This window comes from Shewanella sp. 38A_GOM-205m, assembly GCF_000518445.1.
In the GTDB taxonomy this organism is placed as follows: Bacteria; Pseudomonadota; Gammaproteobacteria; order Enterobacterales; family Shewanellaceae; genus Shewanella; species Shewanella algae.
The window spans coordinates 28954-43475 of record NZ_JADP01000036.1 but is presented as its reverse complement, the minus strand read 5'-3'; the positions used below and the strand labels follow the sequence as shown (position 1 = coordinate 43475).

Annotated in this window: 11 protein-coding genes and 1 rRNA gene; 1 reads left to right on the top strand and 11 read right to left on the bottom strand. The window is 53.9% G+C overall.

The annotated features are described in order from the left end of the window. The 3 genes from N512_RS0117375 to N512_RS0117365 all read right to left on the bottom strand — a co-directional run. Window positions 1-316 (bottom strand): 16S ribosomal RNA (locus tag N512_RS0117375); the annotation flags it as partial. A 529-nt stretch (window positions 317-845) separates the two neighbouring features. Further along, window positions 846-3569, bottom strand: a complete 2724-nt coding sequence (gene secA / locus N512_RS0117370) for a preprotein translocase subunit SecA (protein ID WP_028781131.1) — start codon at window positions 3567-3569, stop codon at window positions 846-848. A gap of 58 nt (window positions 3570-3627) precedes the next feature. Then, entirely contained in the window at window positions 3628-4527 is a 900-nt protein-coding gene (locus N512_RS0117365; protein ID WP_028781130.1) for a M23 family metallopeptidase, read from the bottom strand. Between the two features lie 28 nt (window positions 4528-4555). On the opposite strand from N512_RS0117365, the gene N512_RS0117360 reads away from it, so the two are divergent. Continuing rightward, window positions 4556-5008, top strand: a complete 453-nt coding sequence (locus N512_RS0117360) for a DUF721 domain-containing protein (RefSeq protein ID WP_025010897.1) — start codon at window positions 4556-4558, stop codon at window positions 5006-5008. An 8-nt stretch (window positions 5009-5016) separates the two neighbouring features. On the opposite strand, the gene lpxC is transcribed toward N512_RS0117360, so the two are convergent. From lpxC to murD, 8 genes are all read right to left on the bottom strand, one after another. Then, window positions 5017-5937: a UDP-3-O-acyl-N-acetylglucosamine deacetylase gene (gene lpxC, locus N512_RS0117355; protein ID WP_025010896.1), complete on the bottom strand. Its 921-nt coding sequence runs from the start codon at window positions 5935-5937 to the stop codon at window positions 5017-5019. A 178-nt stretch (window positions 5938-6115) separates the two neighbouring features. Further along, entirely contained in the window at window positions 6116-7288 is a 1173-nt protein-coding gene (gene ftsZ, locus N512_RS0117350; protein WP_025010895.1) for a cell division protein FtsZ, read from the bottom strand. A gap of 35 nt (window positions 7289-7323) precedes the next feature. After that, window positions 7324-8559: a cell division protein FtsA gene (gene ftsA, locus N512_RS0117345; protein ID WP_025010894.1), complete on the bottom strand. Its 1236-nt coding sequence runs from the start codon at window positions 8557-8559 to the stop codon at window positions 7324-7326. A 3-nt stretch (window positions 8560-8562) separates the two neighbouring features. Continuing rightward, window positions 8563-9327, bottom strand: a complete 765-nt coding sequence (locus N512_RS23275) for a cell division protein FtsQ/DivIB (RefSeq protein ID WP_144191296.1) — start codon at window positions 9325-9327, stop codon at window positions 8563-8565. Window positions 9328-9423: 96 nt separating this feature from the next. Beyond that, the gene (murC, locus tag N512_RS0117335; RefSeq protein ID WP_028781129.1) at window positions 9424-10893 is read right to left on the bottom strand and encodes a UDP-N-acetylmuramate--L-alanine ligase; all 1470 of its coding nucleotides are present in this window, start codon (window positions 10891-10893) and stop codon (window positions 9424-9426) included. Next, a complete protein-coding gene (murG, locus tag N512_RS0117330; protein WP_028781128.1) occupies window positions 10890-11993 on the bottom strand; it encodes an undecaprenyldiphospho-muramoylpentapeptide beta-N-acetylglucosaminyltransferase in 1104 nt (367 codons plus the stop codon). Before murG ends, murC begins: the two co-directional genes overlap by 4 nt. After that, complete coding sequence (gene ftsW, locus N512_RS0117325; RefSeq protein WP_028781127.1) at window positions 11990-13207, bottom strand: cell division protein FtsW; 1218 nt, start codon at window positions 13205-13207, stop codon at window positions 11990-11992. Before ftsW ends, murG begins: the two co-directional genes overlap by 4 nt. Beyond that, complete coding sequence (murD, locus tag N512_RS0117320) at window positions 13197-14516, bottom strand: UDP-N-acetylmuramoyl-L-alanine--D-glutamate ligase (RefSeq protein WP_028781126.1); 1320 nt, start codon at window positions 14514-14516, stop codon at window positions 13197-13199. Before murD ends, ftsW begins: the two co-directional genes overlap by 11 nt. Window positions 14517-14522 lie beyond the last annotated feature (6 nt).

The following is a 14522-nucleotide window of genomic DNA, read 5'->3' as shown; positions in this document are numbered from 1 at the left end:
GTGGCTGATCATCCTCTCAGACCAGCTAGGGATCGTCGCCTAGGTGAGCCTTTACCTCACCTACTAGCTAATCCCACCTGGGCTTATCCATCAGCGCAAGGCCCGAAGGTCCCCTGCTTTCCCCCGTAGGGCGTATGCGGTATTAGCAGTCGTTTCCAACTGTTATCCCCCACAAATGGGCAAATTCCCAGGCATTACTCACCCGTCCGCCGCTCGTCATCTTCAAAAGCAAGCTTTTGAAATGTTACCGCTCGACTTGCATGTGTTAGGCCTGCCGCCAGCGTTCAATCTGAGCCATGATCAAACTCTTCAATTAAAGTTTTGGTTGAACCCGAAGGTTCTGCTCAATGAATTCTGTTCGTATAAACACTCTTCATCGAGTTAAATCGTTTTGTCGATTTCTCAATGCCTGTGAGTGTCCACACAGATTGCTTGATAGATTGTTAAAGAGCAGGACCGCGATGATTCTCATCGGGTCAGGGCTGCGTATTCTACACATCCCTTTTTCAGCGTCAAGCCCTTTTTTATCTGGTTTCGAGCGAGTGATGTTTTTAACTTCACCCCCTTGAAACTAAGGCTTGTTACCGCGTTACCGACTTTGAATTTGAACAGATATTTGTTCTCGTTCGCCGTGTCAGTGGGTGCGCATTATAGGGAGCCAAAACTTTTGCGCAAGGGCTTTTTTCAGTATTTTGCGATCTTTTTTGAGGCCATAGGGTTAGTCACACGTTAAGCACTTTTTACCCCCAGAGTTATCCACATTTGTGAGTTTGTGGAGCAAAAAACGCGTTTTAAAAGCAACAAAAAAGGCAATCCGGAGATTGCCTTTAATGACTTACAATGTGTTAGCTCAGTTTGCCATGACACTGTTTGTATTTTTTACCTGAGCCGCAAGGACAAGGATCGTTGCGTCCAACTTTCTCACCATCACGCACAACTGGAGTATGTGCAGCGACTTCAGCATCATGTTCGGCTTCATTCAAAGCTTCAGACGTGGCGTGCTGATATTGATGTTGGATCCGCGCTTCTTCTTCACGGCGACGGGCTTCCATTTCATCTACATCTGATTGTGCCTGTACCTGAACCTTGGACAGAATACTGATCACATCATGCTTGAGTGACTCCAGCATTTGCTGGAACAGCTCAAAGGACTCACGCTTATATTCCTGTTTGGGGTTCTTCTGAGCATAACCTCGCAGGTGGATCCCCTGACGCAGGTGGTCCATGGCAGCCAGGTGCTCTTTCCACAAACCATCCAGGGTCTGCAGCATCACGGCCTTTTCGAACTGGCGCAGCACCTCAGGTCCTACCATCTGCTCTTTGGCCTCATAGGCCTTGAGCCAGGATTCGATGATCCGCTCACGCAGGGTCTCTTCGTGCAGGTCTTCTTCTTTATCCAGCCACTCCTGCAGCGGCAAGTCCAGTACAAATTCCTGCTTGAGTCGCTGCTCGAGGCCGGGAACGTCCCAGAGCTCTTCAACTGACTGTGGTGGAATGTATTGATCGATAACGCCTGTGATCACGTCTTCCTGAATAGTCTTGATGGTATCTTCAATGCTTTCGGCATCCATCAGTTCGTTACGCTGAGCGTAAACCACCTGACGCTGGTCGTTGGCGACATCATCAAATTCCAGCAACTGCTTACGAATATCGAAGTTACGGGCTTCCACTTTGCGCTGGGCATTCTCAATCGCACGAGATACCCAAGGATGTTCGATGGCTTCGCCTTCTTCCATGCCCAACTTCTTCATCATGTTGGCAACGCGATCTGAGGCGAAGATCCGCATCAGGCTGTCTTCCATCGACAGATAGAAACGTGACGAACCCGCATCGCCCTGACGGCCGGAACGACCACGTAGCTGGTTGTCGATACGACGGGACTCGTGACGTTCTGTGCCCAGAATGTGCAAACCACCGGCAGCAACCACGGCATCGTGACGCTCTTGCCAGTCAACACGGATCTTGGCGATCTGCTCCTCGGTTGGGTTTTCCAGTTCCTCAACTTCCGCTTTCCAGCTGCCACCCAAGACGATATCGGTACCACGACCGGCCATGTTGGTGGCTACGGTTACCGCTCCACTACGTCCGGCCTGAGCAACAATTTCAGCTTCTTTTTCGTGGAATTTGGCATTCAGTACCTTGTGAGGGATCTTTTCCCGGTCCAACAGGTTGGACAACAGTTCAGACTGTTCGATGGAAACTGTACCGACCAATACCGGCTGACCACGTTCACGGCACCCTTTGATGTCCTGGATAATGGCGGCGTACTTTTCTTTGGCAGTGAGGTACACCAAGTCAGCCATATCGTTACGGATCATCGGCCGGTTGGTGGGGATTACTACGGTATCCAAACCATAGATATGCTGGAATTCGAAGGCTTCGGTATCGGCAGTACCTGTCATACCGGCCAGTTTTTCATACTGACGGAAGTAATTTTGGAAGGTGATAGAAGCCAGGGTCTGGTTTTCATTCTGGATCTTCACGCCTTCTTTGGCTTCCACCGCCTGATGCAAACCTTCAGACCAACGGCGCCCCTGCATGGTACGGCCAGTGTGCTCATCGACGATGATCACTTCGCCGTCCTGCACAACGTAGTCAACATCACGTTCAAACAGGGTGTGAGCGCGCAGTGCAGCGTTAACATGGTGCAACAGTGAGATATTAGCGGCCGAGTAAAGCGAATCCCCTTCGGCCAGCAGTCCGGCCTGGATCAACAGGAATTCAATTTTTTCCTGGCCACGTTCAGTCATGTGAACTTGCTTGGCCTTTTCATCAACACTGAAGTCACCCTCACCGACATAGTCGTCCGAGTCTTCTTTATCCTGGCGGATCAGATTAGGGATCAGTGTGTTGACTTTGATGTAGAGCTCAGAGCTGTCTTCCGCGGCGCCGGAGATGATCAGCGGTGTACGGGCTTCATCAATAAGGATGGAGTCGACTTCGTCTATCAGAGCATAATGCAATGGACGCTGTACCCGCTCCTGTGGTGAAAACGCCATGTTGTCGCGCAGATAGTCGAAACCAAATTCGTTGTTGGTACCGTAAGTGATATCTGAGTTATAGGCAGCTTTCTTTTCTAGCTGACCAAGACCGGCGACGTTAACCCCAACCGTCATTCCAAGGAATTCAAACAGTGGGCGGTTAGTGTCGGCGTCACGGCGAGCCAGATAGTCGTTCACTGTAATAACGTGAACGCCCTTACCGGTCAGTGCATTGAGATAAGCCGGCAGCGTGGCGGTCAGAGTCTTACCTTCACCGGTGCGCATCTCGGCAATGCGGTTGCTGTCCAGCACCATACCACCTATCAACTGCACGTCGAAGTGGCGCATCTCAAACACCCGCTTGGAAGCCTCACGCACAGTGGCAAAGGCTTCGGCCATGATGTCGTCAAGGGTTTCCCCTTTTTCGAGTCGGTCACGGAACTCCTGGGTTTTGGCCTTGAGCTGCTCATCGCTGAGCTGCTCATATTCACCTTCGAGCGCGTTGATCTTGTTGACTATCTTGCCCAGGGCTTTAAGGGTGCGGTCGTTACGACTACCAAATACTTTTGTCAGTAATTTACCTAACATCTGAATCACTTATTCTGTTGTAGGCCAAGCCTCTTGCGAGTCTGGCGGCCAGTTCCAATTAACCTGCTTTGCGGTAGACGTACTTCTTGGGATCTATCTGCTGTCCACCCCGCAACACTTCGTAATGCACATGAGGTCCTGTCGAACGCCCAGTGCTTCCCATGGTGGCAATTTTCTCGCCCTTGGCGACCACATCACCTACAGTTACTGACAAAGCTTTATTATGGCCATAGCGGGTGCGCAATCCGTTACCGTGATCTATCTCCACCAACTCACCATAGCCAAACATATTCCCGGCCCATGTCACTACACCACCACCGGTGGCGATTACATCGGCTCCTTCTGTACCCGCAAAGTCTATGCCTTTATGCACAGTTCTGCGGCCATTGAAAGGATCATTACGTAAACCGTAGGGCGAAGATAACCAACCTTTATTGATTGGCCGCCCTGATATATAACGCTCTTCATCTATATGGAGATTGGAAGCCACTGTTTCAAGCAGTGACAACTGAGCATTATTGCTATCAATTCCTGATGCCAGCCGATCCATATCAGAGATCAGCTGCTCCAGCTCTATGCTGGTACCCAGCTCGCTCAAACCACCCAGACCTACCTCGGCGCCAAAATCGAACTGTTCTTCAAGTTGGTAATTCTGGGCAAGAGTTTGCCCGAGAGCCTCAAGCCGGGTCAGTTTGGCCTGCATCCTGGCGACATGCGCCACCAGAGTTGCCAACTGAGTCTCAGTTGCTTGCTTGAGTTCTTTGACTTGTTTCTGTTGCTGCTCACGAGCCTGACGCTCGTTGTCGACGTTAGCCTGTTGCGACTCAAATCGCTCGGCGTTGTAATGATAGAGCCCAGTGCCCGCAGCGAGGAGCAAAATAGGCAACAGCAACCAGCGTTTGCCCGGTTGCCAGCGCGTCACGCCATTCCGACCTTGAATAAAAACTGTTACACTCATAGCCTAATTCAGCCATCTTATTATCGTAATGAAGAAGCTCCCTCAGCACCTCAGCCAATTACTGCATCAGTCGGGACGTTTGCCCGATCTGGCCGAGAAAGCGGAGCTTTTGTTGTATCTGAACCAGCATGTCAAACAACTGCTGTCAGGCCCTGTCAGCGAACAGCTGAAAGTTGCCAATCTGCGCCAAAGTGTGTTGGTTATTGAAACCCCTTCCGCCGCTTGGGCCGCCAGGATTAACTTTCAAAAAACCAAACTTCTTGCCCAACTTCAGGCAGAAACGCTCCCAATGCTTACCGCTATTGAGGTTAAAGTCAACCCGGCGCTGGCAACATCGGGGGCAAAACCCCAAGTGGTTCACAGACAGCTGAGTGAAACTGCAGCTTCACATATTAATGCACTGGCCGAACACACCGAGGGCGAGCTGGGCCAGAAACTAAAACGGCTGGCTGCATTAGCCAGCCGTAAAAGGCAGTCCTAGTTTTACGATTAAGCCATCACGACATTGGATGGCATCATAAAGCTGACAGGCACATCCGCTTCTTTTTCGAAGCTGACCAACTCCCAGGCATCCTGCTGGGCAAGCAATGCCCGCACCAGCTGGTTGTTCAGGGCATGCCCCGTCTTGTAGGCACAGAATTCTCCGACTATGGCGTGACCCGCCACATACAGGTCACCAAACGCATCCAGAATCTTGTGCTTAACAAATTCATCCTCATAACGCAGGCCATCGGGGTTGAGGACACGATATTCATCAAGCACAACCGCGTTTTCCATACTGCCGCCCAATGCCAGGTTGTTGGCACGCAGATACTCGATATCACGCATAAAACCAAAGGTTCTGGCACGACTGATATCTTTCACAAAGGCAGAAGAGGAAAAATCCATCACCATATGCTGTTGACTACGGGCGATTTCAGGGTGATTGAAATCGATGGCAAAATCGACTCTGAAACCTTTGAAAGGTCGCAGTTCAGCCCACTTATCACCGTCTTCAACACGCACTGTGCGCTTGATTTTCAGATATTTCTTGGCCGCTGACTGATCTTTAATCCCCGCGCTTTGCAGCAGGAATACAAAAGGGCTGGCACTGCCATCCATGATAGGGATCTCGGGAGCATCCACTTCAATAACGGCATTGTCGATTCCCAAACCAGCGAGTGCAGCAAACAGATGCTCAATCGTTGAGATGCGAACACCTTCATCATTGACCAGAGCCGTACACATAGTCGTTTCACGCACCTGCTCTGCCTTAGCAGCAATCTCCACTGCCGGCTGCATATCGGTGCGCACGAGTACGATCCCTGTATTGACTGGTGCGGGCTTGATAGTCAAAGTCACCTTATTGCCGGAGTGCAAACCGACACCGGTGGTCTTTACCATTTTTTCAACAGTTCTTTGAAAAATCATTTAGTTACCCGTATTCATCTCAACAAAAAGCCCTGCCTTTGACGATAAAATCGACACTCGTCAGGCGCGGCTGGTCGGATATCCTAGCATAAATTGGTAATTTCACAAAAATTTACCTGCCTTTGCTTAACAGAAACAAAGGAGATCACCCAATTTACACCAGCGATAACCGCCAGTATCAGTCGGCTTGCTTACGCAAAAACGCCGGAATATCCAAATAATCAAGCTCGTTTTTGTGCGGGTTGGGCGCAGGCTGTGACGCAGGAACTGCATTGCTCTTGTGAGATACAGGCGCAACGGCTTCTTCCTGAGGCACGTAAGCTTCGACCTTAGGCTCTGGCACAGGTTCCTGACGTGGAGCAGGTTTGGATACCAACTGAATGTCAGGTTTTCTTTCCGAACCTATGCCGGTAGCAACTACAGTGACTCGCAGCTCATCGCTCATTTCCGGATCGATAACAGCACCAACTACCACTGTCGCGTTGTCAGAAGCGTAAGCCTTGACGTGGTTACCCACAGTCTCGAACTCTTCGATGCTCATATCCATGCCGGCAGTGATGTTGACCAGTACGCCGCGGGCGCCTGCCAAGTCGATATCTTCCAGCAGCGGACTGGCTACGGCCGCTTCGGCAGCTTCTTCGGCGCGGTCTTCACCACGAGCCACCCCTGTGCCCATCATGGCGTTACCCATTTCGGACATAACAGTTTTCACGTCGGCGAAGTCGACGTTAATCAGACCGGGACGGGTGATCAGCTCAGCGATACCCTGCACCGCGCCCAAGAGTACGTTGTTGGCGGCAGCGAAGGCATCCAGCAGTGATGTACCACGGCCCAATACCTTGAGCAGCTTCTCGTTGGGGATAGTGATCAGCGAGTCAACATGTTTGGCCAGCTCTCCAATACCCTGATCGGCATAGGCCATACGCTTCTTGCCTTCGAATGGGAAAGGCTTTGTGACCACGGCCACTGTCAATATCCCTTCCTCGCGGGCAATCTGCGCCACCACAGGAGCAGCACCTGTCCCCGTACCACCGCCCATGCCGGCAGCGATGAAGATCATATCCGAGCCCTTGATGGCCTCACGGATATTTTCACGATCTTCTTCGGCAGCAGCGCGACCGACTTCCGGGTTGGCACCGGCGCCCAGGCCCTTGGTGACATCACGTCCCAGTTGAATTGTGGTGCCCGCGGCAGACTTACGCAGTGCCTGGGCATCTGTATTGGTGGCAACAAACTCAACACCTTCGATGTTGTGTTTCACCATATGTTCGACGGCATTACCACCGCCACCACCGACGCCGATGACCTTTATCACCGCCTCGTCAGAATGAGTATCCATGATCTCAAACATGGTTGAATTCTCCGTATTACCTGCGTTTACGTAAGTTAAAACTCACCTTTAAACCAGCTCTGAACCCGATTCCAGAGACTGGTCACCCCTTGACGCTCGGGTCGTTCAAACTGACGTTCGATAACCCTGCGCGCGCCGTAATGTAACAGCCCAACACCTGTGGAGTAGATGGGCTGATCCACATATTCATACAAACCTTTCACCGGCAGCGGTGATGCCACCCTGACCGGCATGCCGAACGTGGCTTCGGCAACATCCACTGCCCCTTCGATAGAGGCGGTGCCCCCGGTCAACACTATGCCGGCGGCAATTTGATCTTCCAGGCCACTGTCCTTGAGCTCTTTGAATACCAACTCGAACAGTTCCTGATATCTGGGTTCAACCACTTCGGCCAGAGTATGACGCGACATGGTTCTTGATGGCCGACCACCTACGGACGGCACCTCTATGCTGTCTTCACGGCTCACCATGGAGCTGCGGGCACTGGCATGCTGCACTTTAATCTGCTCGGCATGCGACAGCGGCGTGCGGAAAATTTTGGCGATATCACTGGTTACCTGGTTGCCGGCCACCGGCACCACGGCGCAGTGACGCAGAGCGCCATTGGTATACACAGCGATATCTGTGGTGCCACCACCGACATCCACCAGACAGACACCCAGATCTTTTTCATCATTGGTCAGCACCGCATCGGCCGAAGCGATACCGGAAAACACCAGGTCGTCCACCTTGAGGCCACAGCGCTCAACACTCTTGGTGATATTCTTGGCCATATCATTGGCGCAGGTGACTATATGCACCTTGGCTTCCATCCGCATGCCGGACATGCCAATAGGGCTGCGGATCCCTTCCTGAACATCTATGGCATATTCCTGCGGCAGTACGTGCAAAATGCGGCGCTCGGTGGGGATCTTCACCGAACGGGCCGTGTGAATAACGTTGTCCACGTCTTCCTGGGTCACCTCTTCATCATTGATGGAGACCATGCCGTTTTCGTTTTGACAATCGATATGCTTGCCGGAAATGCTCAAATACACCGAAGACACCTGACAGTCTGCCATCAGCTCGGCCTGATCCAAGGCCCGCTGCACACTGCGCACGATAGAATCGAGGTCGTTGACCCCGCCTTTATCCATGCCGCGTGATGGATGATTACCCAGACCGACGACACTGATTTCGCCATCGGGCAAGACTTCACCTATGATCACAGCGACCTTGGATGTCCCTATGTCCAATCCGACGATCAGATTTCTATCTTGGTTCTTGGTCATTAATTAACGGCTCTCTTCTTGTGCGTCTTCCCAGCCTACTGCCAGACCCGTGTCATAGCGTAGATCCACTCTGGCGACACTCTTTTCCTGTTTAACCAACTCGGGATACACGTTGATAAAACGCTGTATCCGCGCCATCTTGTCCTCTCGTCCCAACTCCAGCATGATGCCGTTGCCCAAAGTCGCCTCCCAGGCATGTCTCGGACTGAGACTCAATCTATCCAGCTTGAAGCTGTTTATCCGCAGCAGTTCATCCATCTGCCGAAAGGAGATCAATACCTCCTTCGCCATAGGTTCAGGTCCCGCCAACCAAGGCAGATTTTCCAGCCCGGGTTGCGGTGGCGCCAGGAACACCTCGCCGTGTTCATTGAGCCATTCATCCTGATTCCAGTGCGCCACGGCGACCTGCTCCTGCAGATAAACCTTCAGCTTGGCTGGCCATTCGCGCCGAACCGAGGCCCTGTATACCCAAGGCAGGGCCTCCAGCGCCTGCTGCACCTCGGCCACATCAGCGCTGAAAAAGCTACGCTGCATCAAGTCCTGCAAGGCGCCACGGATTTCCGCATCCGTGGTGTACTGGCGCTCGCCTTTTATCGCCACTGCCTCAATGGGCAAAGCCTCGGCATCATTCAGCACCAGTCCCAGTTTCCAAGCCGCCATGCCGAATGCCGCCAGTACCAACAGCAGAAAGCCAATCCCGCTGCATAGATACCAATTGACTCCGGCTAGCCTTGCCCGGCCATTGTGCAACCTGTCCTTCAGCGCCATGGTCCTGCCCGTTAGCTTGGCGGAAAACCGGCCATTATATAGGGCTGGTTTTCTTGGTCAAAAGATACTGTTTTCAAGCCATTAAGCGGCGAAAATCTATTCAGCAATCGTATCTTTCTTATCATCACTAAACCCCAGTTTGCTGCTCGCCAGTTGGCGCGCCAGGGCGCCTATATTGCCGGCGCCTTGGGTCATCAGCAGATCGCCGTCCTTGAGCACATCCGGCAGTATCTCCTGCAACTGCTCCGGCGTAGCGACATAGATAGGGTCGACCTGACCACGCAATCTGATGCTGCGGCACAACGCGCGGCTGTCTGCTCCCGCGATAGGTGCTTCACCGGCGGGATAGACCTCCAGCAGCAATAGACCATCGACCTGAGACAATACTTCGACAAAGTCCTCGTACAGATCCCGGGTGCGGCTATATCTGTGTGGCTGATAAGCCATCACCAGGCGCTTATTAGGCCAACCGGCACGAGCCGCCTTGATAGTGGCTGCGACTTCGCTGGGATGATGGCCGTAATCATCAACCAGCATCACCTCGCCCTTGGGAGTATCGAAGGACCCCAGGTGCTGGAAGCGGCGGCCAATTCCCTGGAACTCCGCCAGCGCCTGCACTATGGCGGCATCATCTATATCATCTTCACTGGCCACGGCAATCGCCGCCAAGGCGTTCAGCACATTGTGCCGTCCCGGCAGATTCAGCAGCAGCTCCAAGTCGTCACGCCCCTTGCGACGCACGGTGAAACGGCATTGATGCCCTTCCTGGCTAAAGTTGAGTGCCTGCACATCGGCCTCATCACTGAAGCCATAGGTCACCATGTGGCGACCAATACGCGGCATGATCTCTTTCACCACAGGATCATCGATACAAAGCACGGCCACACCGTAGAACGGCAGGTTATGCAGGAAGTCCACAAAGGTGGTTTTCAACTTCTCAAAATCGCCGCCATAAGTATCCATATGGTCGGCTTCAATATTGGTTACCACACTCACCATGGGCTGCAGATGCAGGAAGCTGGCATCACTCTCATCGGCCTCGGCGATAAGGTAACGGCTGTGCCCCAAGCGAGCATTGGTGCCGGCACTATTGAGCAGGCCGCCTATTACAAAGGTCGGATCCCGCTCGGCCTGACCATAAACACTGGCGATAAGGCTGGTTGTAGTGGTTTTGCCATGGGTGCCGGCAATCGCCACCCCATGACGGTAACGCATCAACTCGGCCAACATCTCGGCACGGCGCACTATCGGAGTGCGGCTGGCTCTGGCGGCCGCGACTTCCGGGTTATCCGCTTTAATCGCGGTGGAAACCACCACCACATCAACGTTCACCACGGCATCAGCACTGTGGCCGATAATGATGCGAGCACCCAGAGCCGCCAAACGTTCAGTCACGGCATTTTCGGCAATATCCGAACCACTGACCTGATAACCTTCGTTGACCAGAACCTCGGCAATGCCCCCCATGCCGGCACCACCTATGCCAACAAAGTGAATACGACGCACCCGGCGCATTTCCGGGATCATGGCGCGAAGCTGGGCGTATTTCTCTGCTCTGTTATTCATCTATTTCCTTTCTCTGCCAGTTCGATACAGACTTGGGCGACTTTATCGGTCGCATCCAGCACGGCGGCCGCTCTGGCTCTTTGCCCCATCAGGGCCAATTCATTTCTATCACTGCCAAGCAGGGCCAGCTTATTCGCCAGCCTGGGCACATCGACAATCGGCTGCGGCAACAGGAAGGCCGCGCCCGCATCCACCAACACCTGGGCGTTGCGAGTCTGGTGATCATCCACCGCATGGGGATAAGGCACCAACAGGCTGGGTAGGCCAACGGCCGCCAGCTCGGAAACGGTTAGGGCTCCGGCGCGGCAGATGACCACGTCGGCCCAGCGATAGGCGGCTTCCATATCATCGATAAACTCAGCGACTTTGACTCTGCCGTCCTGTCCCAACTGCTGATATTCGGCTTCCACCAGCACCTGATTGCCCTTGCCCACCTGATGCCAAACCGTCACCGACTGTGACTTGCTGACCTCGGCAACCACGGCCGGCATAAGGTCGTTGAATACCTTGGCCCCCAGGCTGCCACCGACGACCAGAATTTTCAGCGCATCCTGATGCTGGGCTCTGGGCTGCCCACCAAGAGTGATAAGCTCCTGGCGAATAGGGTTGCCCACCACTTCGGCCTTACCCGGCTCGAAGGTATTGGCAAAGGCGCACAGCACCTTGGTGGCGATACGGGAAAGCAGCTTATTGGTCATCCCCGGAATGGCATTTTGCTCATGCAACACCAACGGAATACCACTGAGCTTGGCGGCAACGCCGCCCGGACCGCTGGCAAAGCCACCCATGCCCAACACCACATCCGGCCGAAATTCGCGGATGACCCTGCGCGCCTGAATAATCGAGCGCAGTACCTTGAAAGGCGCTGCCAGCTTGCGCACTATGCCGTTGCCGCGCACGCCCTTGATGTCAATAAAATCTATGTCAAAGCCGTGTTGAGGCACCAAGCGCGCCTCCATCCGGTCTGCCGTGCCCAGCCAACGCACCTGCCAGCCCTGCTGTGCCAGGCGTCGGGCCACTGCCAACGCCGGGAAAACGTGACCGCCGGTACCACCGGCCATCACCAAAATACGTTTGTTATTCACATTATTACCTTTCATGACTTCAGCCTCCCTTGTACCGCCTGGATCAGGCTGAGACGCCGCTCATGATCTATCCGGATCAGCATCATGACAGCAGCCGTCATCACCCAGAGGCTACTGCCGCCATAGCTGATAAAGGGCAGTGTCAGCCCTTTGGTCGGCAAAATGCCGATACTGGCGCCCACGTTCACCACAGTCTGGAAACAGATCCAGATCCCTATGGCGTAGGCCAGATAACCTTCAAATGCCCGGTCCATGGCCAGACATTGACTGCCGAGACGAATTGCCCGCAGCGCCACAAACAGCAGTACCGCCAGCACAGCGATAATGCCGATAAATCCAAGCTCTTCCCCTATAACGGCAAAGATAAAGTCAGTGTGCGCCTCCGGCAGGTATTCCAGTTTCTGGATACTGTTGCCAAGCCCCTGACCAAACCAGTCACCACGGCCATAGGCCATCAGCGACTGAGTCAACTGGTAACCACTGCCGAACGGATCCTGCCAGGGGTCGAGGAAGGAGGTTACCCGCCGCATCCGGTAGGGCTCCAGCAACACCAAAGCCACAAAGGCCATGACCCCGGTCAGGATCAGCGCAAAGAAGTCCAGCAAACGGGCGCCGGCCAAAAACAGCAGTCCCACAGTACCGACAAATAGCACCACCACGGTTCCCAGATCCGGTTGCATCAGGATCAAGAAGGCATAGACGGCAAAAACCGCAATCGGTTTGTAAAAGCCCTTGGCGTTTTCACGCACTTCCTGATGCCGCCGAACCAGATAACCGGCCATGTAGACCGCAAAAGCAAACTTGGCTATCTCTGCTACCTGAATTCTCACCGGCCCCAGAGACAGCCAGCGGGTCGCCCCGTTTACCGTGGTGCCCACTGCCAGCACAGCCACCAACATGACTCCAACCAGCAACAGCATCAGCGGACTCAGTTGCTGCCAGCGCTGCATCTCTACCTGCAACACCACTGCGGCTATCACCACGCAACCCACCAGATAAAACAGATGACGGGTCACAAAGTGAAACGGATTACCTGTCAGGCTCTGGGCTTCCGGCATAGAAGCCGACATCACCATCACAAAGCCAAAGGCGATCAACGACAAAACGGCAAGCAGCAAACGCCGGTCATACAGTTGCATGCCCTGCGATTGCTTCTCACCGAACCAGTCGGGCCAGCGCCACTTTAGGCTGGTCCCGAACAGGCTGAGTTGTCGTTCATCACTGCTCATCCAGCGCCTCCACCAGTTGGCGGAAATCATCGCCTCTGGCCATAAAGTTGCTGTACATATCCAGGCTGGCACAGGCCGGTGACAACAAGACTATGTCTCCGGAACTCGCCAGCTCGGCGGCTTTGCTCACGGCTTCTGCCATGGAGCCAACCTTGATGGCGCCCTCTTTCAATGCCGCAATCTTGCCACCGTCTCGCCCCAGGGTAATAAGGTGAGTCACAGAGCCGAGCGCATTGGCAAGCGGCCGGAAATCGGCTCCTTTACCATCACCACCGGCAATCAGGATCACATCACCGAGGTAGTCGCTGAGCCCTTCGAGCGCAGCCACGGTAGCGCCCACATTGGTGGCCTTGGAATCGTTGATCCAGGTGGCGCCATTCTTGACCGCCACCAGTTCACATCTGTGCGGCAAGCCTTTGTACTCGCGGGCCACTCTGGCCATGGCTTCCTTATCCACACCGGCCGCATCGGCCAACGCCATGGCGGCCAGCAGGTTGGCGTGGTTATGGCTGCCGAGCAGCGCCACATCCATCAGATTCATGATTTCACTGCTGCCGTGGAAAATCTTGCCGTCGGTGATCCCCCACTCATCCCCTTCGGGGTTACCCAGACCAAAGCTGTTGTTGTTCATGGGTGACATGGGCTGCGTTTGCGGATCATCCCGGTTGAAAATCGCCAGTCGGCTCAGTTCATAGAGCCGCAGTTTGGCCTGACGATAGGCTTCCAGGTCGCTGTATCTGTCCATGTGGTCTTCAGAAATGTTCAGGCAAGTTGCCGCCAAACATTTAAGACTATGAGTGGTTTCCAACTGGAAACTGGATAGCTCCAGCACATAGTGGCTGACGTTTTCGCCCAAAAGCTCCAACGCCGGTACCCCTATGTTGCCGCCGATGGCGGCTTGCTTGCCACCGGCTTTGAGCATTTCACCGACCAGAGTCGTCACAGTCGACTTGCCATTGGAGCCGGTAATCGCCAGCACACATGGGCCCTTGTCGGCGATGGCGCGGGCAAACAGTTCCACATCGCCGATCACTTCTATGCCCATATCCAACGCTGCCCTTACTTCGGGGGTATCCATGGGGATCCCTGGACTGATGATGATCTGCTCGGCCTGCACCAGACCACGGCAATCGAAACCACCGAAGCAAAACTCCAGATCCGGAAACTCATTTTTCAGCGCCTCAGCACCGGGTGGATTGCGGCGGCTGTCCATCACCATAGGGGCATGCCCCTGAGCCACCAGATAGCGCACCACAGACAAGCCTGTGGCCCCCAATCCCAACACTATGTGCGAACAGCGACTCATCATGACTGT

Coding starts and splice junctions, on each gene's coding strand:
- murG (WP_028781128.1), bottom strand. CDS start 11,993: ATGAAAGGTAATAATGTGAATAACAAACGTATTTTGGTGATGGCCGGT.
- N512_RS0117360 (WP_025010897.1), top strand. CDS start 4,556: ATGAAGAAGCTCCCTCAGCACCTCAGCCAATTACTGCATCAGTCGGGA.
- murD (WP_028781126.1), bottom strand. CDS start 14,516: ATGATGAGTCGCTGTTCGCACATAGTGTTGGGATTGGGGGCCACAGGC.
- N512_RS23275 (WP_144191296.1), bottom strand. CDS start 9,327: ATGGCGCTGAAGGACAGGTTGCACAATGGCCGGGCAAGGCTAGCCGGA.
- ftsZ (WP_025010895.1), bottom strand. CDS start 7,288: ATGTTTGAGATCATGGATACTCATTCTGACGAGGCGGTGATAAAGGTC.
- lpxC (WP_025010896.1), bottom strand. CDS start 5,937: ATGATTTTTCAAAGAACTGTTGAAAAAATGGTAAAGACCACCGGTGTC.
- N512_RS0117365 (WP_028781130.1), bottom strand. CDS start 4,527: ATGAGTGTAACAGTTTTTATTCAAGGTCGGAATGGCGTGACGCGCTGG.
- ftsA (WP_025010894.1), bottom strand. CDS start 8,559: ATGACCAAGAACCAAGATAGAAATCTGATCGTCGGATTGGACATAGGG.
- secA (WP_028781131.1), bottom strand. CDS start 3,569: ATGTTAGGTAAATTACTGACAAAAGTATTTGGTAGTCGTAACGACCGC.
- murC (WP_028781129.1), bottom strand. CDS start 10,893: ATGAATAACAGAGCAGAGAAATACGCCCAGCTTCGCGCCATGATCCCG.
- ftsW (WP_028781127.1), bottom strand. CDS start 13,207: ATGAGCAGTGATGAACGACAACTCAGCCTGTTCGGGACCAGCCTAAAG.